Here is a 24728-nt window from a genome sequence, read left to right on the forward strand (position 1 = left end):
CGGATTAGATGCTTGTTCACTTACAAGCTATACGACTTTGAGGCTCTATTCTCTTTTTTCCTGTCCTTTTTTTTTCTTACTGCGCCGACTACGGCAGGAAATTCGATTTTATGGTGGTTTATAATTTAGCACTCTATTATATCGAGTGCTAAATTTACGGTTTGTTCATGATTCGAATGGACTTTTTTCATATTTGAGAGGTAGTATGCAGATAGCAACAAAAAGGGTGTGATGATATGAGCAAGACCGTATCCCGTATTCTGTGGGTAGTCGCCGGAGTGCTTTTGATGGCGGCCGGTGTGATCTGTCTGGCGTGGCCCGGCGTCGCGCTTACGACCCTGGCAGTCTTTTTAGGCATCGTAATGTTGATCTCCGGTGCGGTGGACATCGTTATCTTTGCCAAGGGACATACCTATATGCACGGCTCTGGCTGGTTTTTGGCGGATGGGATTCTCACCGTGATTTTGGCGCTTTTCGTCCTATTCAACCAGGCCTTTACCATGCTCACCTTGCCCTTTATTTTCGGTATGTGGCTCCTTTTCTCCGGTATTTCCAAGATCGTCAACTCCTTTGATCTGAAAATGATCGGTGTGCGGGGCTGGGGTTGGTTTTTGGCACTGGGTATCCTGTTCGTGGTAGGCGGATTTTTGTCCTTCCTGGACCCGGTGGCGGGCGCACTGACTTTGGGTGCCGTGACAGGTGTGATTTTGATTCTGCAGGGGATCGGGTCGGTCCTGCGAGCCTTCTTCTCAGGTCGTTTTCTGATGTAGAGCCTTTTTATGGAGAAACAAAAAGCGGAATCTGGACAACAGCGTTCAGGCTCCGCTTTTTTCTATTGCGTTTGTCCCGTCCTGTTCTTTTCTTCGCCGAACACTCGTGCAATCGGCGCCAAAAGCGTTTCCTTCCCCAGGTATTCCTCCGCCATCCGGTACGCTTTTGCCAGATCTAAAATATTGTCCCGGTCTCCGTGGCAGTCGCTTCCTAGAACTATGGGCATCCCGCATCGCAGAATGGACAGGGAACGGCGGCGAGTGAACATCTGTACCAGAGAATATCCATTGATCTGGATGATCAGGTCACTGTCCGCATACCGGCGAAGAAGATCCCGGCTGTTTTCTGCCGGGAAGCGTTCCAGATGGGCGATGATCGGCCGGAGTTTATGCTCCTCCATTACTTGGTCCAAAGAACGAAAGACTGCCCTGCCCCAGAAGGTGTAGGGCAGCTCGATGAGAATAAAGCGGGTTCCTTCGATGCAAAGCCGGTCTAGCCCTTCCAGCTCGGACACGCCGGTAGACAATTGTACCTCCGCGGCGGTCCGGATCTGCGGCACCGGCTTACCCCGTTCCGTTATGACCTCTTCGAGCCTTGCACGCGCTTTTTTCCGGCGGGCGAGGAATTCCTCAATGGAATTTTGCTTGAGATAAAAATGAGGCGATACCACCACGGTCTCTATTTTGTGGGCAAGCTCGGTTTGCAGCATCGCCATAGATTCCCGCGTGGTCTGGCAGCCGTGATCGGCCCGGGGAAGAAGATGAGAATGAAAATCCACATACATTAGGCATTCCTCTTTTCCATCGGAGAAAAAAGCCGGCCCTGGGATATTGAGTCCCAAGTCCGGCTGTTCTTTCCTCAGTTGTGATCGTTGTTCTTGGTCTTGTCCGTGTCGGAGTAGTACCGTGCGTATTTATAATGATACGCGTATCCATATTTATAGGTGTAGCCCGAACCTAGGTTGTGATGGCGGATGTCGTTGAGCACCATACCCACGATTTCCGCGCCCGCCTTATCCAAGCGTTCCACTGTATCGGTGATCATTCGAATGGTGCATTCCTCCTGTTTGATGACGAACACGACGGTGTTGACGTATTTCATCAGAAGCATAGCATCCGAAATGATACCTACCGGCGGCGTGTCGAAAATGATATAATCGTATTGCGCCTCTACCCCTTCGAGCAGTTCGTTAAAGTCGATCAGGGAGAGAAGGTTGGAGGATTCCTTGCTCGGATAGATGCACGGCAGAATATCGAACCCGTAGTCGGTCTTCAGAATGGCCGACTGAGCGGGAATTTCCTTTTCGATCAGAGAATGAATATCAATGGCGGCCTTATCCGGTGCAATCCGCCGGTAAACCGTGGGCCGCTTCAGGTCCACGTCTAGCAAAAGCACCCGCTTGCCCGCTTTTACCAAGCTCATAGCAGTATTGATAGCGACGGTGGACTTGCCTTCCGACTGATGGGTGCTGGTAATCATAAACCTCTTCACCTGTAGCTTTTCCAGCTCCCGCATCAGGATGATGGAATAGGAAGCGTAGGCTTCCAGAAAACTGTCGGAGATGTCGTTGTCGGTGACCAGATGGGCGCGTTTTTTGTCCCTTCCCTTGACGTGGGGAATTTCGCCGATCACTTCGCTGTCAAAGTTCTGCTCCACATCCCTGGCGTTTTTAATCTTGGTAAAGAGCAGGCTATAGACTACCACACCCAAGCACATGGCCAGAAATGCAACCACGGCGAAGACGAGAATATTCTTGAGCGGAGCGAAGGGGATGGGAGCGGTAGGCTCCTTGGGCTGGTCGAGCACGTTGACCGATCCGGTTTTCAAAGTATCGTTAATCACCTGAGGGGAATAGACCATCATTTGCTGAGCGATGTTATAAGAGAGCTTCGGATCCGTGGTGGTCACCTGGATTTTTACAAGAGGCGTGTTTTCCGTGACGGAAACCGAAACAAAGGACTTGACCTTCTCCGCCGACAAAGTCAGGTCCAAAGCGCTGCAAACCTGCTCCGCCACCCGGTCGCTCTTGACGATTTCCGAAAAGGTGTCCACCAGGCGCAGGGTATCGGTGGTGTTTAATGGGTTCGAGGACTGCTGGGTGACGTTGAACACCATAGTAGCAGTGGTGGTATATTGGGGAATATGGGTTGCATATGCATAAAAATATCCCCCGGCAGCGGCGGCGGCCGTCACCAGCAGGATCAGCCATTTTTTCCGCATCAGCCAATAGAGGAGATCGCCCAAAGAGAGCTCGTTGCGATCTGGGGAGCGTCTTTTTCGATTCATATCCGAAAACCTCATATTTCTAAATATTGCAAAGATTTTTTATCCATATCGTCGCAAGAATAAATTATAGCTTTTTTATCGAACCATGTCAATTCGGGAAAATGTTGCCTTGCTTGTCCGTTTGGACTCCGGGTGCCCGTTTCAATGAGCCGGATCTTCAGAGAAGCACAACGCAAAGCCCCGCCGTGAGAATCTGCAGCGCCAGGATCGCCGGAAGACCCGCCATGAATTTTTTGTGCCGGGTTTTGTGACGGATGAGCAGCATGCTCGCAAGCATAGCCAAAGCCCCGCCAAGGGCCGCCACCGTAAACAGGGTGCTTTCCGGAATTCTCCAGTGTCCCTGTCTGGCCGCACGTTTGTCGTAAAGAGTGAGGGTAAGTGCCGCCCCGTTTGCCAGCAGCCAATACCAGAGGAAAACCGCAAGATCGTTTTGAGGCATAGGGAGCCTGCCTTTCCGCCAAAGTCCGGCAGTATTTTGACAAAGTTTTAGCCTTAACCATATTATAATGAGATTGTTTGTTTGTCAACGAAAACAGTACCCGCACAAGTCGATGGAACTCAGAAAAGAGGCGGCGCCAATGAAATCCATTCGTTTTATTATAACCATTCTGCTCGGTGTATTCCTTCTGTCCGGCTGCACCTTGTCCTCGGCCCCTTCCGGCGTGGAGACGCTCGGCTCCCTTTACGCACCGGTGAAAGAGGACGAGCCGGACTTTGCCTATCCCCAGTCGGCCCTGCTGACGCCCAAAGTTTCCGGCGGCGCTCCTTCGTCTCAGGACGAGCTGCGCGGCGTGTGGATTTCCTATCTGGAGCTTGGGTTCCAGGGCCTCGATGAGGCGGCGGCTGCCGCCCGCCTTGCGTCCATGTTCGATCAAATCAGCGCCTTCGGGCTGAACACGGTGTTTTTTCAGGTTCGCCCCTTTGCCGACGCCCTTTATCCCACCGAGCTTTTCCCCTTCTCCCATCTGCTCACCGGCGAGCAGGGGAAGGACCCCGGCTACGACCTTTTACAGCTGGCCGTCACCGCCGCCCATGAGCGGGGTCTGAAGCTGCACGCTTGGCTCAACCCCTACCGTATCCAGCTCAACACCGGCGAGGTCTTGGTGCCCGAAGCTCTCGATACCGACGGCCCCTACGCCAAATGGAGTGAGGCGGGCTGGGTGGTGCAGACGGGCAGCGGCCAGTATTTGAATCCCAGCATCGCCGAGGTCCGGGACCTGATTGCCCGGGGCGCGGCGGAGGTGGTGAGCAGGTATGGGGTAGACGGCGTCCAGTTCGACGATTATTTCTATCCCGACGACTTCGGCGACAGCGACCAGGCCCAGTACGACGCCTATGTAGCGGCGGGAGGCGCCCTGTCGCGCGACGACTGGCGGCGCGAACAGGTAAACGAGCTGATGAAAGCGGTTTACAGCGCCGTCAAGGCGGCCAATTCTGCCGCGGTTTTTGGTGTCAGCCCAGCGGCGGACATTGAGAAAAACTATGCAAACAAATATGCCGACGTAGCCAAATGGGGAAGCGAACCGGGCTATGTGGATTACCTGATGCCGCAGGACTATTTCGGCTTTGAAAACGCAAAAATGCCCTTTGAGGCTGTAGCGGAGGAATGGTCGAAACTGGTGACTGCGCCTGAGGTGCGGTATTATCTCGGTCTGGCCGCCTACAAAACCGGGGAAGAGGACGCCTATGCCGGCACGGGAAAGGGGGAATGGCAGACTCACGACGACATTCTCAAGCGGCAGGTGGAGTTCAGCCGCCAAATTGCAAACTGCAGCGGTTTTTCCATTTACAGCTATTCCTCTCTGTTCGGGGAGAATCCGAATGCCATTCGTCAAACAGAAAGAAACAATTTATCCAGCTTATTGAAATAAACTACACAAAAGCAAGGGCTGACCGCCGGGATTCGCTGATAAAATGCCGAAAACCGGCGGTTTTTTGCAAAGTTTACAGATTATTAATTGTAATTTTCCCCTGCAGTCTGTAAACTGACTCTATTATGTAAATACTGTAGACGGACGTAAAAGCAAAATGAGACGTTTTGCTTTTTTCTTCTGCCAAAATACAGGACAAAACCATTGCACAAGGGAATGAAGTGAGCGGGTGTTCGGATATATCAAGCCCTTTCAGCCCAATCTAAGGGTGAAGGAATTCGAAATGTATAAGGGTGTTTACTGCGCCTTGTGCAAATGCATGGGGCGGGAGTATGGCATTCTCTCCCGGATGACCCTCAATTACGATTTTGCGTTTCTCGCCATGCTGGGCCTGTCGGTTCAGGAGACGTGCGCGGGCTTCGAGCGGCAGCGGTGCCTCTTTAACCCGCTCAAAAAGTGCCTGTGCTGCAAGGGCGGAGAGGCTTTTTCCTTTTCTGCCGCGGCTTCCATGGTGATGCTCTATTATAAGCTCAAGGATAACGTGGCCGACCAGACTTTTCTAAAATCCATCCCCGCCCGGCTCGCCCTTCCCTATGCGGCGCATATGCGCAAGAAGGCAAGGAAACGGTACGAAGCCCTGGATGGGGTGATGGAGGAATACATCGAGGCCCAGGGCAGGGTGGAGGCGGAGAATACCCAAAGCGTGGACGAGGCCGCCGTGCCCACCGCCCGGATGCTCTCAAAGGTATGCGCCATGCTTTCCGGGGACGAGCGGGAGAAACGAGTTCTTACCCGGCTGGGATACTGCCTGGGCCGCTGGATTTATCTCATCGACGCGGCGGACGACATGCAAAAGGATTTCGCAAGCGGCAACTACAATGTGTTCCTGCGAAGAAGCGGGATTACCAAGGAAAACGAAATCCCCGGGGCAAGGGAGTACGCCGAACAGGTGCTGGAACGCACCGAAGTAGAGGCGGCTGCCACCTTCGATTTGCTGGAGGAGAAACGCTTCGGGCCGATTTTGGAGAATATTTTTTACGAGGGGCTGCCGATGGTGGCCAGGCGGGTGTTTCACCCGGTTGAGAAGAATCCATCCCCCAAAGGACGGCGCCGCCAGGCAGAACAGGAAAAGAGCGGCTTAAAGAAAACGGAGGTGAGCGGCGAATGACCGATCCTTATAAGGTTCTGGGAGTCTCGCCCAATGCAAGCGATGAGGAAGTAAAAACGGCGTACCGGGAATTGGCGAAAAAGTACCATCCCGACCGGTATGGAAACAATCCCCTGTCCGATCTGGCGCAGGAAAAGATGCAGGAGATCAACGCCGCATATGATCAGATCATGAAGCTGCGCCGCGGCGGTGCTTCCGGTTCCTCCGGCGGTTCTTCCTATGGCGGGTCGTCTTACGGCGGTTCTTCCCAGTTTCGGGACATTCGCAATATGATTAACGCCAACCGCATCGAGGACGCCGACCAGCTGCTCGACGGGGTGCCTGGCCCCAGCCGGGACGCGGAGTGGTACTTTCTCAAGGGAAGCGTGCTGTATAAGCGGGGCTGGCTGGAAGAGGCCTACACCCACTTTGCCACCGCCAACCGTATGGACCCGAACAATGCCGAATACCGCGCGGCTCTCAACCAGCTGCAATGGCAGAGAAACGCCGGCGGCTACCGCGCCAACCCCTACGGCAATCGGGGCGGCGCGCCGGCGCAAACCGGCTGTTCGGCGTGCGACATGTGCTCAAGCTTGATCTGTGCGGACTGCTGCTGCGAATGCATGGGCGGAGACCTGATCAGTTGCTGTTAGATTCAGATAGGAGGGAAGGGTGCCGATGAAAAGCAGTCAGAAGCTGGCTTTTGGCGGAATCCTGACGGCCTTGTCGGTGGTCGTCATGCTTTTAAGCTTCTTTTCCATTGCCGACTATGCGCTGCCCGCTATTGCGGGAGTGCTGCTGATTCCGGCGGTCATTGAGATGGGGAGCAGCCGGGCGCTGGGTGTTTATGCGGCTACGGCGGTTCTCTCTTTCTTTCTGGCGCCCAGCAAGGAAGCCGCTGTGATGTATATTGCTTTTCTCGGCTACTACCCGGTTTTAAAGGGCGCGATCGAACGGCTTGGAAAGCTGTGGCTGGAATGGGTCATCAAGCTCATGGTGTTCAATGCAGCCTGTGTGTCGGCCTATTACGTGGTCACCAACGTGCTGGGCATCCCGGAGGACATCCTGGAGGTGTTCGGCGCTTACGGGCCTCTGGTTCTGCTTTTGCTTGCAAACGTCACCTTCGTCATTTACGACATCGGCGTCACCCGGCTGATCGCCCTTTACGTCCACCGGATGCAAAAGACGGTGCGCAAATTGTTTCATGGAACATAACGAAGCCAAAAACGAACACGGTTTTCCGTTCTTACCTGGCAGGGAAGACACGGGAAACCGTTTTTTTACGCTGGAATCGGCCTTACCGCAGCGCTCGCTGCGCATGAAGTTTTTCTTTATACGGCCGCTGGAAGGGCCTGTGAAGAGGGCCGCCCCAAGGCGGCAAAGACCCTTTTCCCGGGAAATTCTCTTGTCGCATAACCGGACGGCATCTGCTTTGTGCTTCACAAAAGGACGCGGTGCGGCACTGTCCCTATGAGGTGGGAGAGGTTTTATGCGCCCTCAAGCCGAAAAGTCCGGGCCTTTAGGAAAAATTATGCCGGTCCTTCGGCGCTTTTTTGTATAAATAGGTGGAAAACCAGACGAAACCCCGTCCTTTTTGTGACAGGCAGGAATTTTTCGTTGAATTGTGTCGAGGAGGATGGTATAATAAGCAGAACCGGCCGAATAATATGCGGATTTTCAAATGATTGGAAAATTTCCGCGCGGCGGGTCTATTTTTACATAAAAGGAGGAAATCAAAACGCATGTCGTTTTCCTTTCCAAAGCTGATAATCGTCTGCGGCCATTACGGCACAGGCAAAACAAACCTTTCCCTCAACCTGGCCCACCAGCTTCGCAGTGAGGGCAAATCCGTCACGCTGGTAGATTTGGACGTGGTCAATCCTTACTTTCGCTCTTCCGATTATACCGAAGAGCTGGAGAGCCTTGGCATCCACGTGCTGGCCCCCGGCGGCGCCGGCACCACGCTGGACATCCCGGCCCTCCCGGCGAGCATCTTCTCCGTGTTCGACACGGATGCGGACCATGTGATCTTCGACACCGGCGGGGACGATGCGGGCGTAACGGCCCTGGGCCGTTTTTCCGGCCGGATCAAGGAGGCCGGGGACTATGCCATGCTCTACGTGATCAACAAATATCGGGTGCTCACCACCACCGCCGAAGAAGCGGCCTCCCTGCTCCCGGAAATTGAGGCGGCCAGCCGCCTGAAGGCCACCGGGCTTGTCAACAACTCCCACATGTCCCGGCAGACCACCGCCGCCGACGTACTCGCGTCGGTCCCCTTTGCCGACGAGGTATCCCGTTTAACCGGGCTGCCCGTCTTGTTTACAACGGCTCCTCCGGCCGCCGCGGGTTCGCTCGCCGGCCGGATCGGCAATATAGTAGAAGCCCAGATCTATGTCAAATTCCCCTGGGAAAATTCTTAAGCTGGAGGTGCTTTGGATGGCAAAAATCACCGTAAAGGCTGATACCTGCAAGGGCTGCGGCCTTTGCATGACCGCCTGCCCGCGAAAAATCATCGGATTTGACCGGGACAAGATCAACAGCAAGGGCTATCACCCGGCTGTTCTTCTCGACGAAGAAAAATGTATTGGCTGCGCCATGTGTGCACAGATGTGCCCGGATTGCGCAATCATCGTGGAAAGGTAGTGAAGAAATGGCAGAACGAGTATTGATGAAGGGCAACGAAGCGTTGGCCGAGGCCGCCATCCAGGCGGGCTGCCGCCACTTCTTCGGTTACCCGATCACCCCCCAGACGGAAGTCGCGGCCTACATGGCCAAGCGCATGCCGAAAATCGGCGGAACCTATTTGCAGGCGGAGTCGGAAGTCGCCGCCATCAACATGGTGCTCGGCGCCGCTTCGGCGGGCGTGCGGGCCCTGACCTCGTCCTCCTCTCCCGGCATCAGCCTGAAGACCGAGGGCATTTCCTACATCGCGGGCTCCGACCTGCCCTGCGTCATCATCAACGTTCAGCGCGGCGGCCCGGGCCTCGGCGGCATCCAGCCCTCCCAGGCGGACTACTGGCAGGCCACCCGCGCCCCCGGCCACGGCGATTTGCATGTGCTGGTGTTCGCCCCGTCCACCGTGCAGGAAATGGTGGACCTGGTGATGGACGCCTTCGACATGGCGGACCTGTACCGTATGCCCGCCATGATCCTGGCGGACGGTGCTCTCGGCCAGATGATGGAACCCGTGGAAATCAAGGAGCGCCCCAAGCGCGACCTTCCCGAAAAGACCTGGGCTGCCAACGGCCATGAGAATAAGCGCCCGCATAACATCGTAAACTCTCTCTACTTAACTCCCGGCGACTTGGAGGCTCTGGTCAAGGAGCGCTTTGCGCGCTATGACCTCATTAAGTCCAAGGAGCAGCGGTCGGAGAGCTATATGGCGGACGATGCGGAGTTCATCGTGGTCGCCTACGGCGCTTCTTCCCGTGTTTGTAAGAGTGCGGTAAAGGCCGCCCGCGCCGAGGGCATCAGGGTGGGCCTCATCCGCCCGATCACTCTGTGGCCCTTCCCGGTGGACGCCATCCAGGAAGCGGCGAAAACCGCCAAGCATTTCCTCACCGTGGAAATGAGCATGGGCCAGATGGTGGACGACGTCCGCCTGGCCGTCAACGGCGCCGTGCCGGTGAGCTTCTTCGGCCATACCGGCGGCATCATCCCCAGCCCCGCCGAGGTGCTCGGGGAAATTAAGAAACTTGCAGGAGGTGCGAAATAATGGCGATCGTGTTTGAGAAACCTCATGCATTGACCGACGTGCCCACCCATTACTGCCCGGGCTGCACCCACGGCATCATCCACCGCTTGGTGGCGGAGGTCATGGACGAGCTGGGCATCGAAGGCCAGACCATCGGCGTGGCTCCCGTGGGCTGCTCGGTGCTTGCCTATAACTATTTCGGATGCGATATGGTGGAGGCCCCCCACGGCCGCGCCCCGGCGGTCGCCACCGGCTTAAAGCGCGCCCTGCCCGACCGGGTCGTGTTCTCCTACCAGGGCGACGGCGACCTTGCCGCCATCGGTACGGCTGAAACCGTCCATGCCGCCACCCGCGGGGAGAACATCACCGTCATCTTTGTCAACAATGCCATTTACGGCATGACCGGCGGCCAGATGGCTCCCACCACCCTGCCCGGCCAGGTCACCCAGACCACCCCCTACGGCCGTGACGTGAAGGTGGCCGGCAACCCCATCCGCGTCTGCGAAATGCTCTCCACCCTCGACGGCGTGGCTTTAGCCCAGCGCGTGTCGGTGGACTGCGTGAAAAACATCCAGGTGGCCAAGAAGGCCATCCGCAAGGGCTTTGAGAACCAGATCAACAAACGCGGCTATTCCATCATTGAGGTGATCTCCTCCTGCCCGACCAACTGGGGCCTGACCCCGGTGGAGGCCCTTGACTGGCTGCGGGAGAACATGCTGCCCTACTATCCGCTGGGCGTATATAAGGATACCAGTGAGGAGGCAAAGGGAAATGAGTAAGAATTTCAATATGGTCCTGGCAGGCTTCGGCGGCCAGGGTATCCTCTTTGCCGGTAAGGTCATCGCGTACGCCGGCCTGATGGACGGCCAGGAGGTCTCCTGGCTGCCCTCCTACGGCCCGGAAATGCGCGGCGGCACCGCCAATTGCAGCGTTTGTTTGTCCGACGAGCCCATCGGCTCGCCCCAGGTGCTCAACCCCGACGTGCTCATCGCCATGAACCTGCCCTCTTATGAGAAGTTCATCAAAGCGGTGGTCCCCGGCGGCAAGGTGTTTATCGATAGTTCCCTGATTTCCGGCAAGGTGGACAGGGAGGACGTGGAGGCTTTCTATGTCCCCGCCACCACTCTGGCGGAAGAAAATGACCTCAAGGGCCTGGCGAACATCATTCTGCTCGGCAAGGTGTTTAAGGAAGTGGGCTTCTCCTCGGAGGAAGCGCTTCACAAGGCCATTGAAAAATGCGTTCCGGCCCGCAAGGCTCATTTGAAGGACGCGAACCTGAAGGCCATCCAGATGGGTATGAGCCTGTAAGCTTTGGATAAGGAAAACGCCGTACCGCATATGCGGTACGGCGTTTTTGGTTTGGATGGGGAACGAGGGAGAGGTCAGCGGTTGACCTCGGGGTTGTCGGTGCGGCCAACCAGGTAGTCGATGGACACGCCGAAGTATTCGGCCAATGCCTTGGTCGTAGAGGTCAGCGGATCTAGCTCACCGGCTTCATAATGACGATAGTTGCGCTCGGTAATGCCAATAATTTCTGCAATCTGTTTTTGTGTAATCCCTTTTTCTTTCCGGAGTTTCGTCAAAACATTCGCATCGATAATCATAAAATACCTCATAAAATAGTATTGACAGGAAATCCATTTCCTATTATAATGATATCAGGAAATGGATTTCCTGTCGTTGATGTCTACCGGTTGACCTCGGGGTTGTCGGTGCGGCCAACCAGGTAGTCGATGGACACGCCGAAGTATTCGGCAAGAGCAAGCAGACCATGGTAATCGGGGAATCCCTTGCCACCCTCATAGTATTGATAAGCGCGGCAGGTAAGGCCGAGATGATCCGCTACCACCTGCTGTGTAACGTGTTTTTCTTTTCGTTGCTCTTTTAGCCTGTCTCCAAAGATATTCATATTTTTCACCCCATCAAGCATTGACACGAAGAAAAATTTCGCTTATTATAATGACATAGCGAAAAATAATTTCGTAAATCGAGAATTGACTTATATAAATAAGGTCAATTATTTCTCATTTTACCATATACAAATACAAAGTTCAATTTTGGAAGCATCGAATAGCAATCTACCGGTTGACCTCAGGGTTCTCGGTGCGGCCAACCAGGTAGTCAATGGACACGCCGAAGTATTCGGCGATGGCCAAAAGATTGTCATAGCTGGGCTTGCTGGCGGCAAGCTCCAAATTCTGATATTGCCGCTCGGAAATCTCTAACGCCTGCGCCATTTGCACCTGTGTCAGACAGTGGGAAGCGCGCAGCAGGCGGATACGCTCGGAAAAAATCATCATGCACCTCGCTGAAAAGTTATTATCACGCAATATATTTCGTGATAATATAAGGATACACGAAATAAGTTGCGTAATTCTATCGGTTGACTTCCGGGTTCTCGGTGCGGCCGAATAAATAGTCCAGCGAAATTCCCAGATATTCCGCGATGGAAAGGAGCCGGTTGCCGTCGGGGAATCGCTCGCCCGTTTCATAGTTTTGATAAGCGCGGGACGTAATCGAAAGAAAAGCAGCGATCTCTTTCACCGAAATATTTTTTGCTTTGCGGCTTTCCCGCAGGCGGCTGCCAAAGATATTCACAAATTTCACCTCTGAACACTTGATAAGAACAAAACGTTCTGCTACAATAATAGCAAATAAGAACAAATTGTTCTTAAAAGATGTAGTTTTCTTATCGTCATCTGTGAAAGGGCAATTCTATCGGTTGACCTCGGGGTTATCGGTGCGGCCAACCAGATAGTCGATGGACACGCCCAGATAATTGGCCAACACAATCAGGTTCTCAAAATCCGGGTATCGTTCTCCGGCTTCGTAGTATTGATAAGAACGCAACGTAATTCCCAGCACTTTCGCCACATCATTCTGGTATACCTTTTTCCTATTCCGTTCTTTTTTGATCCGTTCTGCGAAAGTATTCATTTTTTTCACCTCATATCTGTTGACATGAACAAAACATGCATATATAATAGAAATGCGATACGAACAAAATATGCACACGAAACAGCTTGTTCGCATAATTAAATTTAATATATCATATACGAACATTATGTTCAACTAATTTGAGGTGAAAACAATGCAAAAAATGCTGGAAGACCTGTACTTCAACGGCTTTGATTGGGGCGACCCGCCCCGGTCGCCCGAGTACCGCGAGGCGAGAAAGAACCTCGAGCATGCGCACCAAGAGCTTTTGCGCGCCATCGGCGAGGAAAACCGCCCCCTGCTCAACCGGTTCCTCAACGCCAAGGGCGACGTTGCTTCCTTTGAAGGCTGTCAGATTTTCATCGAGGGCTTCCGCCTGGGCGCCGGCCTTATGATTGACACCCTCTATCCGGAAAAATGACGGATTTCCTTGAAAATTCCCCTTGCATCGGCTGGGGGATTGTGGTATAATTCTCTAGCGCAAATTCATTTCACACGTGTGCCCATGTTCCACGCCGGTGCCGCCTTCGGCGGTTGCGGGGAATGGCAAGGCATGCGGAGGAAAAACTAAGGAGGATTTTGTAAATGGCAGTCGTATCTATGAAGCAGCTCCTGGAGGCCGGTGTTCACTTCGGTCACCAGACCCGTCGGTGGAACCCGAAGATGGCGCCGTATATCTTTACCGAGCGCAACGGCATCTACATCATCGATTTGCAGAAGACCGTGCGCAAGCTGGAAGAGGCGTATATGTTCATCCGCCAGCTTTCGGAAAACGGCGAATCGGTGCTCTTTGTCGGCACCAAGAAGCAGGCCCAGGAGTCCATTCGTGAGGAAGCCCAGCGTGCCGGTGCACACTATGTTAACGCCAGATGGCTCGGCGGTATGCTCACCAACTTCCGCACCATCCAAAACCGCATCCGCCGTCTTGCCCAGCTTCGCAAGATGGAAGAGGACGGCACCTTTGATCTCCTTCCTAAGAAGGAAGTCATCAAGCTGAACTTGGAAATTGAAAAGCTCGAGAAGTTCCTGGGCGGCATCAAGGAAATGAAGAAGCTGCCGGGCGCTCTCTTTGTGGTGGACCCGCGCAAGGAAAAGATTGCCGTTGCCGAAGCCAGAAAGCTCGGCATCCCGGTGGTCGCCATCGTGGACACCAACTGTGATCCGGACGAGATTGATTACGTGATCCCCGGCAATGACGACGCCATCCGTGCCGTCAAGCTGATTTCCGCCACCATGGCCAACGCCATCATCGAAGGCCGCCAGGGTGCGCAGGCGGAGGAAGCCGCCGCGCAGAAGGCCGAGGCGGAAGCCGAAGAAGACGCCGAAACGAAGGCGTAAGCAATTTGTATTGAAAAAAGTGCCCGGGCTTTCGGAGGGGGATAGGCTTCCTATCCTATGGGAACTCCTTTTGCGCGGGCATTTTTCGGGCATAACGAAAAAAGAAACAAAATCCATAGGAGGAATGAAAACAATGGCAGCGTTTACTGCAAAAGATGTAGCCGCCCTTCGTGAGAAGACCGGCTGCGGCATGATGGACTGTAAAAAGGCCTTGACGACGGCCGACGGCGATATGGAGAAAGCAATTGAATTTCTGCGCGAGAAGGGGCTCGCGGCGGCGGCGAAGAAATCCGGCCGCATTGCGGCGGAGGGCGTTGTGTACGCCACCGCCAACGACAAGGCTGGCGTCGTGATCGAGGTCAACTCCGAGACCGACTTTGTGGGCAAGAACGCCGATTTCCAGGCGTTTGTCGCCACCCTGGCCAACACCGTTCTTGAGCAGAACCCCGCGGATGTGGACGCTCTGTCCGCTTGCAAGCCCGCCGGTTCCGACCTGACGGTGGCCGACCTGCTCCGGGAAAAGATCCTCGTCATCGGGGAGAACATCAAGATCCGCCGTTTTGCCCGCTATGACGGCGTGGTTTCCACCTATGTCCACGGCGGCGGCCGTATCGGCGTCATGGTCAGCTTTGACCTGGACGGCGTGGATGCTTCCAATGAGAAGTTCCAGGAGTGCGCGAAGGACGTGGCGATGCAGATCGCGGCCCTGGGTGCGCCCTACCTGAACCGGGAATCCGTCCCGGCGGAGACCGTCGAGAAGGAAAAGGAAATCCTCATCACCCAGATCAAGAACGATCCGAAGAACAGCAAGAAGCCGGAAAACATCATTGAGAAGATGGTGGAAGGCCGCATCGGCAAGTTCTTTGAGAACAACTGCCTCATGGACCAGGCGTTCGTCAAGGACGGCAGCATGACCGTGGGCCAGTATATTGACTCGGTCGCCAAGGAACTGGGCGGCAAGATCACCGCCACCGCTTTCACCCGCTTTGAGAAGGGCGAAGGCCTCCAGAAACGCGAGGACGATTTTGCCAGCGAAGTCGCCGGTATGATTAAATAAGCGTTTGAAAATCAGAACCGCCCCTTCCTTTATGGAAGGGGCGATTTTTACGTTGGCTGGGAAAACGCCGGGCCGCGGCCATCGGATTCATGAATACCGGCCAGCGCTTGAAGACGCGATTGCTTTCTGCATGACCTGCCTTGCAGCCCGCAAACAGAAGAATCGAGTCCCCTTTCATCACCAACAAAAAGGGCCGCACGGAAATCACCGTGCGGCCCTTTTTTCGTCAGATTAAGAAGGAAACCAGCGTGTCCACCGAGGACTCGTTGCGCGGGCAGGGGAACATCCCGATGAGCTTCAAGTCCCACTGCTCCTCGTGGGTGACCGTGGCCCCCGGCTGAACCTCACACAACTCGCCCAAAGATTCCAGCTCCAAAAAGTAGTTGCCCGTGTAAGTCTCGAAATTCACGCCAAAGTCCGGATACATCCCATCCGCCTGCCAGGGAGCGAACTTCTTAATAAACGCAATGGATTGGTTCAGGTACACCGCCCAGCCGGCCTCGTTGTTGGTACCGATTTTGAAGGCACGGTGGTTGAAGGGGTCCTGCTGGAGGGTGATGTACCGGTCGCCGAAGTAAACCCGGCTGTCGGCCAGATTGGTGTAAGGCCAGACCGGCATGACACGGTTTGCCAGCAGCCCCGTTTCCGCCGTGGCCTGGGGAATGATGGCCACTCCGCCGGGCGCCATCTGGGTGATGGCCCAGGGGGCAAAGGTTTGGGCTTCCTTGCCGGTGTTCGTAATGCGGTGGATGATCTGTACGCTCGCGCCGATGCCGAAGGAAAGCTCCATTTGGTGCTGCACATGGTTGTGCCGCTGCTTAGGCGGGGTGAAGACGGCGCCGGTCTCAGTCTGTTCCCACTTGACCGGGTCGTTGTCCGGGTAGTGGGACTTGATGTCGTCCTCCGGACTTGTCCACAGCCGGTGGCCGCCGTAGAAATGATATACGCTGCCGTCCCCGTAGACTTCCTCCAAGGCCGGATCTTCTATGCTGGTGTCCCGGTCCAGGTCGGTGAACAGCAGGTTTTCCCCGCCGTTGAAGCCGAACCAGATGATACGGGGCCCCACATCCACCGTGACGAAAGCGGTGACTACCCCGTTGGAGAGAGACAGGCAGTTTCCGTAATTTTCATAGGTAAGCATTCGAAGCTGAACAGACATGGTTTCGTTCCTCCTGCTCTTTATCGTTTGATCAGTTGATAGGTTTCCTCGCCGCCGCAGGGCTGTACCCGCGGGGCCGCCAAGCCGAACAGGTCGGCGGCTCTGCTTTCCAAATTAAACACGATTTGCGCCCGCTTGTCAAGGGAGGAAATCTGCCCGTACCGGCCGACAATGGGGAGCCGCGCGGATTTTCCCGCCCGCTTAAGCACTTCATAGCCCCGCCCGTTGGCGCCCAGAACCCGCAGATAAGGGGGCGGCTCTCTGGTTAAGTCCGCAGTCAGCCCCAGAAACCCCGCCAGACAGATGCGGCGGATGCGGGCGTGGGAATACCGCTTGGTTTTGACGAGGTCATAGAGCTCCTCTAAGCTCTGCGCCTTGCGTACCGCGTCATAAAGCCGGTTTTCAAGCCCTTCCGACAGGTCGGGGAGCCGTCCCAGCTCTTCGAGTTTTTTTACGCGCAGGAAGGCCAGCACCGCCCGTTCCAGATTGCAAAGCCCGGCCGGAGCCCGCCCCGCCTCCAGCTCTTCTTTTAAGATAGAGAAACTTTCGAGCGGGAGAAAAGCGGCCGCCCCGTCCAAATCCCCGTTTTCGATCCGCGCCCGTACAAAAGAAGCGCTGGCAAACCCCTCCGCCGTCTCGACGCCGTCATGCCCCGCTCCTTTCCGGCGCACACAGACCGGCTGGATGGGGGAGGACAGGATGGACAAAGCCGCCAAATATTCGAGGGCCAGCGTGTCGTTTGGAGCAGAGAGAGGAGCGGCCAGGGAAGGGCAGGCCTCCTCCATCGCCATGGCCCGCGCTTTCGCAAAGGGAAGGCCGGCCGCCAGCTTTTCCTTGAGAAGAAGAGAAAAGCCATCCGAAGAGAGGGCTTTGGCGCAGGCGGTGAGCAAGGGAAGGTCCCCGCATTCGCTGCCAAAGCTCAGAAGGTCCACACAGGAAAGGGCGTTTAGCAGGAAAACCCCGCCTCTGGCAAAGGTTTGAGCTGGGGCCATGGCCCAGGGAAGAGGCAGCTCAAGGACCAGGTCCGCCCCACCGGCTAAGGCCGCCTTCACCCGCGCCTCTTTGGAGAACAGAGCCGGCTCCCCCCGCTGCACATAGTTGCCGCTTATCACGCAGACGATGTGAGTGGCGCCCATCTCCCGGGTCTTTTGGATGTGGTAGGCGTGGCCATGGTGAAAGGGATTGTATTCGGCAATTATTCCTGCAATCCGCACGGTTTTCCTCCGTTCTTTGGATACAAAGTGGCTTGAAATATCGGGAAAAATATACTATCATATAAATGTTATAGACTATTGTACACCAATGGGGACATGGTGACAATCCCCTGGAAAATAGTAGGAGGAACGAAATGAAAATTCTGGTTATCAACGCAGGCAGTTCATCGCTGAAATATCAGCTGATTGACATGAAGGACGAAAGCGTCATCGCAAAAGGGCTTTGCGAGCGCATCGGCATCGGCGGGCACATCCGTCACACCACCGCCGATGGCAGACAGGTGGAGTACGACATCAATCTTCCCACCCATACCGACGCCTTTAAAGAGGTGGAGAAGGTGCTGACCACCGGCAAGGCCGCTGTGATTTCCAGCATGAGTGAAATTTCCGCCGTGGGCCACCGCATCGTGCAGGGCGGCGCCATCTTCAAGCATTCCGAGCTTGTGACTGAGAAGACCATCGAAGGCATCCAGAGCCTGATTCCGCTGGCCCCCCTTCACAACCACGCCCACATCCAGGGCATTCTTGCCTGCCGTGAGGCGCTGGGCCCGGAGATTCCGGAAGTGGTCGTTTTCGATACCTCCTTCCATTCCACCATGCCTCCCGAGGCGTATATGTTCGCCATCCCCTATGAATATTATGAGAAGTACCAGATCCGCCGCTACGGCTTCCACGGCACTTCTCACCGCTATGTGACCGCCCGCTGCCTCCAGGTAATGGGCAAGCCCGCCCAGGGCACCAAGATCATCACCTGTCACCTGGGCAACGGTTCCTCCCTGGCGGCGGTCAAGGATGGCAAGGTTATTGACACTACCATGGGCCTGACTCCGCTGGACGGCTTTATCATGGGAACCCGCACCGGTACCTTGGATCCCTCGGTGGTCACCTTCATCGCGGAAAAGGAGAACCTGTCCGGCGCGCAGCTTTCCGAACTCTTCAATAAGAAGTCGGGTATGCTGGGCATTTCCGGCGTTTCCAGCGACAACCGGGACATCGAGAAGGCCGCACAGGAAGGCAATGAGCGCGCCATTCTCGCCCAGAAGATGCAGCGTTATCAGATCCGCAAGTTTGTCGGCGCTTTTGCCGCCGCTCTTGACGGGGTAGACGCCATCGTCTTTACCGGCGGCATCGGTGAAAACTCCGCTGAGTTGCGCGAGGACGTGTGCAAAAATATCTCCTTCATGGGCGTGAAGATCAACGACGCGCTCAACAAGGAAACCATCCGCGGCAAGGAAGCGGAAATTTCCACTCCCGATTCCGCCGTGAAGGTGTACGTCATCCCCACCAATGAAGAACTGGTTATCGCCCGCGATACCAAGGAAATTGTAGAAGGTATGCAGAAATAAGTCTCAAAACGCAGTTCGCCCGGCCGGGAAAGCTCCCCGGCCGGGCGTTTTTTCATACATGAAACAGGAAAAGGGCGGTTTTCCGGCTTTCAGGTGATTGCTGTGCTAAGGCTGGGGACGCAGCCGCTCCTGCATGATAGAGCATACCAGCTCCTTCTCCACCTGAGTCAGCCGCCCGTACCCGTCGAGAAACTGCTTTTCCTCCTGGGAAAGGTCCTCCTTGTATAAAGGCTTTCCCTTTTCTTCCCCCAGGAGATCGTCAATGGACACCTGGAAAAAAGCAGCGATCTGTTTGATGATATAAATGTCCGGCTCCACTAAGCCCATCTCGTATTTGCTGATAGAAGCCTGAGAAATATGAAGCAGCTCAGCCAGCTCCTGCTGGTTGAGGCGGCGGGACCTGCGCAGGGCTTTTAGGTTTCGCAACATAAAAATCCCTCCCGATGGAACCGATGGCGGCGCCCAATCGGAAGCGGCGAGCGCTTTGCTGGGAATAGGAAAATCTCCATCGTTTCCGATAAAATATGTCATTTTTACCAAGCCTATTATACACGGATTTTCCATAATTGTAAAGGCAATGTGAAAATTGTCCAAAAAATCACAAAGGCCGGCCGAAAAAAGCCGGCCGGCCTCCATTCCCTTATTCCTGTGGCTGCTCGTTCATCCACTTCACAAAACGCCGGATCCCTTCCTCAAACGGAGTGGACGGGCAGTACCCCAGCACCCGACGCGCTTTGCTTACATCCGCGTAGGTCACATTCACGTCCCCCGACTGGGCCGGAAGCCGTTCCAGCTTTGCCCGGACGCCCAGGACGTTTTCCAGCGTCCTCACCATTTCGGACAGGGAAATGGTGTTGGATTCTCCCAGGTTAAACACCTCAAACCGGCTGCCCTCGCCTTTGGTCCAGGCAAGCGCCCGCATCACGCCGTCCACAATGTCGTCGATATAGGTGTAATCCCGCCGGCTGGTGCCGTCGCCGTAGAAGGGAATGGGTTCTCCAGCGAGCATACGGCGGGTAAACTTGTGGATGGCCAGATCCGGGCGCTGGCGCGGACCATAGACGGTGAAAAAGCGCAGGCACGCGGTCTTGATCCCGTAAAGATGATGCCAGGTGTGGCACAGCAGTTCCCCCGCCTTTTTGGTGGCGGCGTAAGGGGAGATGGGCTTGTCCACAAAATCGTCTTCGCTAAACGGGATCTTCTTGTTGTTGCCGTATACCGAGGAGGAAGAGGCGAACACCAGCCGCTTGACTTGATGTTTTTGTAGGATGTCCAAAAGGACCAGGGTCCCGTTTAAGTTCACATCGGTATAAAGAAGCGGCTGCTGAATGGAGGGTCGAACCCCCGCATAAGCGGCCAGATGGATCACGCCGTCCACCGGTGCGCTTGCAAAAACTTGTTCCATTTCCCCGGCGTCCCGGATGTCGCTTCGGAACAGACGAAGCCTGCCGCCGGCTCCGAGACGTTTTGCCGTCGTTTCCACCGCTTCCCAGTTTCGCTCCTTGACGGCAGGAGAGTAAAAGTCGTTAAAATGATCGATTCCGATGACCCCGTATCCCTCTGCAAGGAGCGCCTCGCAGACATGCGAGCCGATAAAGCCCGCCGCTCCCGTGACAACAATGGTTTCCATTCTCCAGACCTTCTTCCTATCGGCCTACGCCAAAGTAGGCAAAGCCCTTTTCTTCCACATCCCGGCGCTCGTAAATGTTGCGGAAATCAAAAAAGTAGGGAGCCGCCATGGTGCTTTTCATCTGTTCGAGATCCAGGCTGCGGAACTGGTTCCATTCCGTGACCAGCACCACCGCATGGGCGCCTGCCACGCAGTCGTACTCGTCCTGAGCGTAAGCGATGGGAAGGTCGGAAAAGGCGAACCGGGCGGCATTCTCCATAGCCGCCGGGTCATAGGCGCGGATGTGAGCTCCCCGCCGGTGCAGCTCGTGCACAATGGTGGAAGAGGGCGCTTCCCGCACGTCGTCGGTTTCCGGCTTAAAGGAGAGGCCCAGCACGGCGATGGTTTTTCCTTCCACATCCCCTAAGGCGGCGGTAATCTTGTCCACCATCTTGAGCTTGTGCAGGTCGTTTGCATTGATCACCGAGTCGATCAGCGACATTTCCACCCCGAATTCCTTGCCGGTGTTCACAAGGGCCTTGGTATCCTTTGGAAAGCAGCTTCCCCCGTAACCCGGTCCCGCATGCAGAAAATACTTGCCGATGCGCTTGTCCAGCCCAATGGCGTTTGACACCTGCTGCACATTTGCCCCCACCGCCTCGCACAGGTTGGCGATTTCGTTGATAAAGGTGATCTTGGTGGCTAAGAATGCGTTGGAAGCGTACTTGATGACCTCCGCCGTCTCCACATTGGTAAAGACGAAGGGGTGGTTGTTGATGTACAAAACCCGGTAAACGCTGCGCATGGTTTTGCGAGCCTTGTTGCTCTGGGTGCCGATGACGATGCGGTCGGGGTGCATAAAGTCGTTGACCGCCGAGCCCTCCCGCAGGAACTCCGGGTTGGACACCACGTCAAAATCGTAGTCCACACCCCGCTCCCGCAGCACCTCCCGGATGACCGCCTTGACCTTGCGCCCGGTGCCTACCGGCACGGTGGATTTGTCCACGATGATCTTATACCCGTTCATACATTTGGCAATGGACCGGGCGGCCTCGAGCACATACTTCAAATCCGCCGAGCCGTCCTCCTGAGGCGGGGTGCCCACCGCGATGAAAACCACCGTGGCGTGCTCCACCGCCTCGCCGATATCGGTGGTAAAGGAAAGACGGCCTGATTTCTCATTTCGTACTACGATTTCTTCCAGCCCCGGCTCGTAAATGGGGATGATCCCCCGCTTGAGACAGTTGATCTTGGATTCGTCCACATCCATGCATACGACTTTTAAGCCGAATTCCGATAAGCACGCGCCGGAGACAAGCCCTACGTATCCGGTGCCGATAACCGCAATCTGGTTCACATCAAACATCCGTTCTTTTCTGAATTGACCCATTCTTATCCATAAAACGGGAAAATCACCCATTTTTATGCCGAATGCACCTAAATTTTACCCTTTCCATTCTATTATTATATCAGCCGTAAGAATTATTGCAAGTCAAATTGTCCGCTCAGTCGTTTCCCATCAGACCTTTGAAGGCATTGCGGAAAACCCCCTTGCGTTTTTTCTTTCGGCAGGGCCGTTCGTTGAAATTAACCAGGACGGTGTCCCGGCCGATGATGTTGATGTCGCACCAGGGGATGACGATGTCGTCCTCCCGCCCCAGCAGGCCGAAGAACTTGCACCGGCCGTAGACAATGATGGACAGGACCGTGGCGTTGCAGGTGTCCACCGCCACATCGCACACCATCCCGATTTTGGTACCGGTCTTGACGTTGACCACTTCCTTGCAGCGCAGGTCGGAGATTCTACAATGCATATCCCATCGCCTCCTTTTTCAGTATATGCGGGAAAAAGGAAGGATAGGAGTCCTCTTGTCAGAAATCAGGATTGACGTGCACCATGCAGTGCTTAACTCCGTCGAAGGCGTGTTCGATGCGCTGATGGACCTCTTCGGCGATGGCATGGGCTTCCTTCAGAGAAAGACGTCCGTCAGCCGCGATTTCCACGTCTACATACATGCCGTTTGCATAGAGGCGGGTTTTCAAATCGTCGATGCGCAAAACCCCGTCGCACCGGCATACCTCCCGGGCGATGCGGGCCACGGTTTCCTCGTCGGCGGCCTTGTCGATGAGCTGGCCGGCCGCCTCCCTTGCGATGGAGAAAGCGGTCTTGGCCAAGAGCAGGCAGATGAGCAGGGAAGCGATGGGGTCGAAGATGGGGAATCCCAGCATGGCCCCGCCTACCCCGATGAGGCTGCCGATGGAGGACAACGCGTCGCTGCGGTGGTGCCAGGCGTCGGCCATCAGCGCGCCCGACCTCACTTTACGCGCCGCCGCCCGGGTGTACCAGAACATCCATTCCTTGACCACAATGGAGACGACGGCTGCCAGAAGCGCTATCCCGCCCGGAACAGGGATGGCGCCGCCTTGGGCCAAAAGCGCGATATGTTCCACCGCCTTTGCGCCGATGCCGAAGGTGGTGACGAAAAGCATTCCCGCCAGCACGAAGGAGGCAATGCATTCGATGCGTTCGTGGCCGTAGGGATGGCCTTTGTCCGCCTTTTTGTGGGAAAGGTTTACCCCGATTAAGACCACAAAGGTGCTCAGCACATCGGAAGCGGAATGCACCGCGTCGGAAAGCATGGCCGACGACTGGCCCAGAATGCCGGCTAAGAATTTGAAGGCGGAAAGCAGGAAATTGACGGCTATGGTCACGGCAGAGGTGACGTTGGCAATGCGGGTGCAGGAGGGATTGGATTTCATGGAGCAGCCACTCCTTTTTCTGTTACTGGGAAGGGCCCCGCATGGAAAAGCCCATTTCTATGGTATGCGCAGTGTCTGAGGGGGTGCGGGATGCGGGAAAAGAAAAGGGACGGCACTTGTGTTTTTTATGGATTTTGTGTATAATAAAAAACAATATTGTCCCACCTTCCAAGGAGCCCGCAGGGAGTGGCAGCGGGCTAAGGAAACGCCAAACGCAAGAAGCGGAAAGGAAGTCACGACTATGTTTGATAACATGATGGACACCATTGGGTTTGTAACGAACACGGACCCGCAGGTAGGCGAGGCGATGAACCTGGAGCTAAAGCGCCAGCGCCGCAACATTGAGCTGATCGCATCGGAGAACATTGTTTCCCCGGCGGTGATGGCGGCTATGGGTAGCGTGCTGACCAACAAGTACGCCGAGGGCTATCCCGGCAAGCGGTACTACGGCGGCTGCGAGGACGTGGACATCGTTGAGAACATCGCCATCGAGCGGGCCAAGGAGCTCTTCGGCGCCGAGCACGCCAACGTCCAGCCTCATTCCGGCGCCCAGGCGAACCTGGCGGTCTATTTCGCCATGTTAAAACCCGGCGACACGGTGCTGGGCATGAGTCTGGCGGAGGGCGGCCATTTGACCCACGGCTCCCCGGTCAACATGTCCGGCAGCTACTATAACTTTGTTTCCTATGGGGTGGACGAGGTTACTCACACCATTGATTACGACAAGCTTTATGCCCAGGCCAAGGAAGTAAAACCCAAGATGATTGTGGCGGGTGCCAGCGCCTATCCCCGCATCATCGACTTTGAGCGCATCGGCGACATCGCCAAGAAGGTGGGCGCCCTGTTCATGGTGGACATGGCCCACATCGCGGGCCTGGTGGCCGGCGGCCAGCATCCCAGCCCCGTACCTTATGCGGACATTGTCACCACCACCACCCATAAGACCCTGCGCGGTCCCCGCGGCGGCATGATCCTGTGCAAGGAGGAGTATGCCAAGGCGGTTAACAAGGCCGTGTTCCCGGGTACCCAGGGCGGCCCGCTGATGCACATCATCGCCGCCAAGGCCGTCTGCTTCGGCGAGGCGTTAAAGCCCGAATTCAAGCAGTACGCCAAAAACGTGGTGGACAACGCCGCGGCGCTGGCCAAGGGCCTTTTGAACCGGGGCGTCAAGCTGGTTTCCGGCGGCACCGACAATCACCTGATGCTTGTAGACCTGCGGGATCTGGACGTGACCGGCAAGGAGCTCGAGCACCGGCTCGACGAGGTGTACATCACCGTCAATAAGAACACCATCCCCAACGAACCCCGCAGCCCCTTCATCACCAGCGGCATCCGTATCGGCACCCCCGCCGCCACCAGCCGCGGCCTGGGCGTGGAGGATATGGACAAGATTGCGGAATATATCGCTCTTGCCATAAACGACTTTGAGAACTCCGCCGATTCCATTCGCAAAGGCGTTACCGAGCTGTGTGCCAAATACCCGCTTTATTAATCCGAAACAGGAAAGGCCCCCCGAACCGGCGGCCGCCGTCTTTT

Annotated in this window: 30 protein-coding genes; 15 read left to right on the forward strand and 15 right to left on the reverse strand. The window is 55.6% G+C overall.

The window, feature by feature from the left end; translation table 11 throughout:
• The first annotated feature begins 236 nt into the window (after positions 1-236).
• Positions 237-770 carry an HdeD family acid-resistance protein gene (locus tag WMO26_RS05565; protein WP_349218760.1) on the forward strand — a complete coding sequence of 178 codons (534 nt, stop codon included), beginning with the start codon at positions 237-239 and terminating at the stop codon, positions 768-770.
• A 62-nt stretch (positions 771-832) separates the two neighbouring features.
• Here WMO26_RS05565 and WMO26_RS05570 read toward each other — a convergent pair whose 3' ends face one another.
• The 3 genes from WMO26_RS05570 to WMO26_RS05580 all read right to left on the reverse strand — a co-directional run bounded on the left by WMO26_RS05570 (position 833) and on the right by WMO26_RS05580 (position 3496).
• Positions 833-1555 (reverse strand): CpsB/CapC family capsule biosynthesis tyrosine phosphatase, encoded by a 723-nt coding sequence (locus WMO26_RS05570; protein WP_349218762.1) that lies wholly within the window; start codon positions 1553-1555, stop codon positions 833-835.
• A 74-nt stretch (positions 1556-1629) separates the two neighbouring features.
• Positions 1630-3057, reverse strand: coding sequence for a polysaccharide biosynthesis tyrosine autokinase (locus tag WMO26_RS05575; protein WP_349218763.1), 1428 nt, complete (start codon positions 3055-3057; stop codon positions 1630-1632).
• A gap of 157 nt (positions 3058-3214) precedes the next feature.
• Complete coding sequence (locus WMO26_RS05580) at positions 3215-3496, reverse strand: DUF1294 domain-containing protein (protein WP_349218765.1); 282 nt, start codon at positions 3494-3496, stop codon at positions 3215-3217.
• 139 nt (positions 3497-3635) lie between these two features.
• On the opposite strand from WMO26_RS05580, the gene WMO26_RS05585 reads away from it, so the two are divergent.
• From WMO26_RS05585 to WMO26_RS05625, 9 genes are all read left to right on the forward strand, one after another.
• On the forward strand, positions 3636-4928 hold the full coding sequence (locus WMO26_RS05585; protein WP_349218767.1) for a glycoside hydrolase family 10-like protein: 1293 nt from the start codon (positions 3636-3638) through the stop codon (positions 4926-4928).
• A gap of 229 nt (positions 4929-5157) precedes the next feature.
• Positions 5158-6096, forward strand: a complete 939-nt coding sequence (locus WMO26_RS05590) for a DUF5685 family protein (protein ID WP_349218769.1) — start codon at positions 5158-5160, stop codon at positions 6094-6096.
• A complete protein-coding gene (locus WMO26_RS05595; protein ID WP_349218771.1) occupies positions 6093-6728 on the forward strand; it encodes a J domain-containing protein in 636 nt (211 codons plus the stop codon). Before WMO26_RS05590 ends, WMO26_RS05595 begins: the two co-directional genes overlap by 4 nt.
• A 25-nt stretch (positions 6729-6753) precedes the next feature.
• Positions 6754-7290, forward strand: coding sequence for a hypothetical protein (locus WMO26_RS05600; protein ID WP_349218773.1), 537 nt, complete (start codon positions 6754-6756; stop codon positions 7288-7290).
• A 527-nt stretch (positions 7291-7817) separates the two neighbouring features.
• Positions 7818-8498: a nucleotide-binding protein gene (locus WMO26_RS05605; protein WP_349218775.1), complete on the forward strand. Its 681-nt coding sequence runs from the start codon at positions 7818-7820 to the stop codon at positions 8496-8498.
• 16 nt (positions 8499-8514) lie between these two features.
• A complete protein-coding gene (locus tag WMO26_RS05610) occupies positions 8515-8721 on the forward strand; it encodes a ferredoxin family protein (protein ID WP_349218776.1) in 207 nt (68 codons plus the stop codon).
• A 7-nt stretch (positions 8722-8728) separates the two neighbouring features.
• Positions 8729-9793 (forward strand): 3-methyl-2-oxobutanoate dehydrogenase subunit VorB, encoded by a 1065-nt coding sequence (locus tag WMO26_RS05615; RefSeq protein ID WP_349218778.1) that lies wholly within the window; start codon positions 8729-8731, stop codon positions 9791-9793.
• Positions 9793-10551 (forward strand): thiamine pyrophosphate-dependent enzyme, encoded by a 759-nt coding sequence (locus WMO26_RS05620; RefSeq protein ID WP_349218780.1) that lies wholly within the window; start codon positions 9793-9795, stop codon positions 10549-10551. The genes WMO26_RS05615 and WMO26_RS05620 overlap by 1 nt, the downstream gene beginning before the upstream one ends.
• Positions 10544-11080: a 2-oxoacid:ferredoxin oxidoreductase subunit gamma family protein gene (locus tag WMO26_RS05625; protein WP_349218781.1), complete on the forward strand. Its 537-nt coding sequence runs from the start codon at positions 10544-10546 to the stop codon at positions 11078-11080. Before WMO26_RS05620 ends, WMO26_RS05625 begins: the two co-directional genes overlap by 8 nt.
• 74 nt (positions 11081-11154) lie before the next feature.
• On the opposite strand, the gene WMO26_RS05630 is transcribed toward WMO26_RS05625, so the two are convergent.
• The 5 genes from WMO26_RS05630 to WMO26_RS05650 form a co-directional block, all read right to left on the reverse strand.
• Positions 11155-11376, reverse strand: coding sequence for a helix-turn-helix domain-containing protein (locus WMO26_RS05630; protein WP_349218783.1), 222 nt, complete (start codon positions 11374-11376; stop codon positions 11155-11157).
• A gap of 83 nt (positions 11377-11459) precedes the next feature.
• Positions 11460-11681 (reverse strand): helix-turn-helix domain-containing protein, encoded by a 222-nt coding sequence (locus WMO26_RS05635; protein ID WP_349218785.1) that lies wholly within the window; start codon positions 11679-11681, stop codon positions 11460-11462.
• Between the two features lie 169 nt (positions 11682-11850).
• On the reverse strand, positions 11851-12072 hold the full coding sequence (locus WMO26_RS05640; protein ID WP_349218787.1) for a helix-turn-helix domain-containing protein: 222 nt from the start codon (positions 12070-12072) through the stop codon (positions 11851-11853).
• 76 nt (positions 12073-12148) lie between these two features.
• Complete coding sequence (locus tag WMO26_RS05645; protein ID WP_349218788.1) at positions 12149-12370, reverse strand: helix-turn-helix domain-containing protein; 222 nt, start codon at positions 12368-12370, stop codon at positions 12149-12151.
• A 117-nt stretch (positions 12371-12487) separates the two neighbouring features.
• Positions 12488-12709, reverse strand: coding sequence for a helix-turn-helix domain-containing protein (locus WMO26_RS05650; RefSeq protein WP_349218790.1), 222 nt, complete (start codon positions 12707-12709; stop codon positions 12488-12490).
• A gap of 154 nt (positions 12710-12863) precedes the next feature.
• On the opposite strand from WMO26_RS05650, the gene WMO26_RS05655 reads away from it, so the two are divergent.
• The 3 genes from WMO26_RS05655 (at position 12864) to tsf (ending at position 15104) form a co-directional block, all read left to right on the forward strand.
• A complete protein-coding gene (locus WMO26_RS05655; RefSeq protein ID WP_349218791.1) occupies positions 12864-13130 on the forward strand; it encodes a DUF6809 family protein in 267 nt (88 codons plus the stop codon).
• Between the two features lie 164 nt (positions 13131-13294).
• Positions 13295-14047, forward strand: coding sequence for a 30S ribosomal protein S2 (gene rpsB, locus WMO26_RS05660; RefSeq protein WP_349218793.1), 753 nt, complete (start codon positions 13295-13297; stop codon positions 14045-14047).
• A gap of 133 nt (positions 14048-14180) precedes the next feature.
• Positions 14181-15104: a translation elongation factor Ts gene (tsf, locus tag WMO26_RS05665; RefSeq protein ID WP_349218795.1), complete on the forward strand. Its 924-nt coding sequence runs from the start codon at positions 14181-14183 to the stop codon at positions 15102-15104.
• A 226-nt stretch (positions 15105-15330) separates the two neighbouring features.
• Here the strand turns inward: tsf and WMO26_RS05670 are convergent, their stop codons facing one another.
• Both WMO26_RS05670 and WMO26_RS05675 read right to left on the reverse strand, forming a co-directional pair.
• Entirely contained in the window at positions 15331-16263 is a 933-nt protein-coding gene (locus WMO26_RS05670; protein WP_349218797.1) for a hypothetical protein, read from the reverse strand.
• Positions 16264-16283: 20 nt separating this feature from the next.
• On the reverse strand, positions 16284-17477 hold the full coding sequence (locus tag WMO26_RS05675) for a tRNA(Met) cytidine acetate ligase (RefSeq protein WP_349218798.1): 1194 nt from the start codon (positions 17475-17477) through the stop codon (positions 16284-16286).
• 134 nt (positions 17478-17611) lie between these two features.
• Between WMO26_RS05675 and WMO26_RS05680 the strand changes: the two genes are divergently transcribed.
• Entirely contained in the window at positions 17612-18823 is a 1212-nt protein-coding gene (locus WMO26_RS05680) for an acetate/propionate family kinase (protein ID WP_349218800.1), read from the forward strand.
• 105 nt (positions 18824-18928) lie between these two features.
• On the opposite strand, the gene WMO26_RS05685 is transcribed toward WMO26_RS05680, so the two are convergent.
• The 5 genes from WMO26_RS05685 to WMO26_RS05705 form a co-directional block, all read right to left on the reverse strand.
• A complete protein-coding gene (locus WMO26_RS05685; RefSeq protein WP_349218801.1) occupies positions 18929-19252 on the reverse strand; it encodes a helix-turn-helix domain-containing protein in 324 nt (107 codons plus the stop codon).
• Positions 19253-19463: 211 nt separating this feature from the next.
• Entirely contained in the window at positions 19464-20453 is a 990-nt protein-coding gene (locus tag WMO26_RS05690) for an NAD-dependent epimerase/dehydratase family protein (RefSeq protein WP_349218803.1), read from the reverse strand.
• 16 nt (positions 20454-20469) lie between these two features.
• Positions 20470-21798, reverse strand: coding sequence for a UDP-glucose dehydrogenase family protein (locus tag WMO26_RS05695; protein WP_349218804.1), 1329 nt, complete (start codon positions 21796-21798; stop codon positions 20470-20472).
• A 139-nt stretch (positions 21799-21937) separates the two neighbouring features.
• Positions 21938-22246 carry a YlmC/YmxH family sporulation protein gene (locus WMO26_RS05700; RefSeq protein ID WP_349218805.1) on the reverse strand — a complete coding sequence of 103 codons (309 nt, stop codon included), beginning with the start codon at positions 22244-22246 and terminating at the stop codon, positions 21938-21940.
• Between the two features lie 58 nt (positions 22247-22304).
• Complete coding sequence (locus WMO26_RS05705; RefSeq protein ID WP_349218807.1) at positions 22305-23192, reverse strand: cation diffusion facilitator family transporter; 888 nt, start codon at positions 23190-23192, stop codon at positions 22305-22307.
• Positions 23193-23433: 241 nt separating this feature from the next.
• Here WMO26_RS05705 and glyA point away from each other — a divergent pair, with 241 nt between their 5' ends.
• A complete protein-coding gene (gene glyA, locus WMO26_RS05710; protein WP_349218809.1) occupies positions 23434-24684 on the forward strand; it encodes a serine hydroxymethyltransferase in 1251 nt (416 codons plus the stop codon).
• Positions 24685-24728 lie beyond the last annotated feature (44 nt).

Source organism: Solibaculum intestinale, from assembly GCF_040096205.1.
In the GTDB taxonomy this organism is placed as follows: Bacteria; Bacillota; Clostridia; order Oscillospirales; family Acutalibacteraceae; genus Solibaculum_A; species Solibaculum_A intestinale.

Coding starts and splice junctions, on each gene's coding strand:
- WMO26_RS05565 (WP_349218760.1), top strand. CDS start 237: ATGAGCAAGACCGTATCCCGTATTCTGTGGGTAGTCGCCGGAGTGCTT.
- WMO26_RS05570 (WP_349218762.1), bottom strand. CDS start 1,555: ATGTATGTGGATTTTCATTCTCATCTTCTTCCCCGGGCCGATCACGGC.
- WMO26_RS05575 (WP_349218763.1), bottom strand. CDS start 3,057: ATGAATCGAAAAAGACGCTCCCCAGATCGCAACGAGCTCTCTTTGGGC.
- WMO26_RS05580 (WP_349218765.1), bottom strand. CDS start 3,496: ATGCCTCAAAACGATCTTGCGGTTTTCCTCTGGTATTGGCTGCTGGCA.
- WMO26_RS05585 (WP_349218767.1), top strand. CDS start 3,636: ATGAAATCCATTCGTTTTATTATAACCATTCTGCTCGGTGTATTCCTT.
- WMO26_RS05595 (WP_349218771.1), top strand. CDS start 6,093: ATGACCGATCCTTATAAGGTTCTGGGAGTCTCGCCCAATGCAAGCGAT.
- WMO26_RS05600 (WP_349218773.1), top strand. CDS start 6,754: ATGAAAAGCAGTCAGAAGCTGGCTTTTGGCGGAATCCTGACGGCCTTG.
- WMO26_RS05605 (WP_349218775.1), top strand. CDS start 7,818: ATGTCGTTTTCCTTTCCAAAGCTGATAATCGTCTGCGGCCATTACGGC.
- WMO26_RS05610 (WP_349218776.1), top strand. CDS start 8,515: ATGGCAAAAATCACCGTAAAGGCTGATACCTGCAAGGGCTGCGGCCTT.
- WMO26_RS05615 (WP_349218778.1), top strand. CDS start 8,729: ATGGCAGAACGAGTATTGATGAAGGGCAACGAAGCGTTGGCCGAGGCC.
- WMO26_RS05620 (WP_349218780.1), top strand. CDS start 9,793: ATGGCGATCGTGTTTGAGAAACCTCATGCATTGACCGACGTGCCCACC.
- WMO26_RS05625 (WP_349218781.1), top strand. CDS start 10,544: ATGAGTAAGAATTTCAATATGGTCCTGGCAGGCTTCGGCGGCCAGGGT.
- WMO26_RS05630 (WP_349218783.1), bottom strand. CDS start 11,376: ATGATTATCGATGCGAATGTTTTGACGAAACTCCGGAAAGAAAAAGGG.
- WMO26_RS05635 (WP_349218785.1), bottom strand. CDS start 11,681: ATGAATATCTTTGGAGACAGGCTAAAAGAGCAACGAAAAGAAAAACAC.
- WMO26_RS05640 (WP_349218787.1), bottom strand. CDS start 12,072: ATGATGATTTTTTCCGAGCGTATCCGCCTGCTGCGCGCTTCCCACTGT.
- WMO26_RS05650 (WP_349218790.1), bottom strand. CDS start 12,709: ATGAATACTTTCGCAGAACGGATCAAAAAAGAACGGAATAGGAAAAAG.
- WMO26_RS05655 (WP_349218791.1), top strand. CDS start 12,864: ATGCAAAAAATGCTGGAAGACCTGTACTTCAACGGCTTTGATTGGGGC.
- rpsB (WP_349218793.1), top strand. CDS start 13,295: ATGGCAGTCGTATCTATGAAGCAGCTCCTGGAGGCCGGTGTTCACTTC.
- tsf (WP_349218795.1), top strand. CDS start 14,181: ATGGCAGCGTTTACTGCAAAAGATGTAGCCGCCCTTCGTGAGAAGACC.
- WMO26_RS05670 (WP_349218797.1), bottom strand. CDS start 16,263: ATGTCTGTTCAGCTTCGAATGCTTACCTATGAAAATTACGGAAACTGC.
- WMO26_RS05680 (WP_349218800.1), top strand. CDS start 17,612: ATGAAAATTCTGGTTATCAACGCAGGCAGTTCATCGCTGAAATATCAG.
- WMO26_RS05685 (WP_349218801.1), bottom strand. CDS start 19,252: ATGTTGCGAAACCTAAAAGCCCTGCGCAGGTCCCGCCGCCTCAACCAG.
- WMO26_RS05690 (WP_349218803.1), bottom strand. CDS start 20,453: ATGGAAACCATTGTTGTCACGGGAGCGGCGGGCTTTATCGGCTCGCAT.
- WMO26_RS05695 (WP_349218804.1), bottom strand. CDS start 21,798: ATGTTTGATGTGAACCAGATTGCGGTTATCGGCACCGGATACGTAGGG.
- WMO26_RS05700 (WP_349218805.1), bottom strand. CDS start 22,246: ATGCATTGTAGAATCTCCGACCTGCGCTGCAAGGAAGTGGTCAACGTC.
- WMO26_RS05705 (WP_349218807.1), bottom strand. CDS start 23,192: ATGAAATCCAATCCCTCCTGCACCCGCATTGCCAACGTCACCTCTGCC.
- glyA (WP_349218809.1), top strand. CDS start 23,434: ATGTTTGATAACATGATGGACACCATTGGGTTTGTAACGAACACGGAC.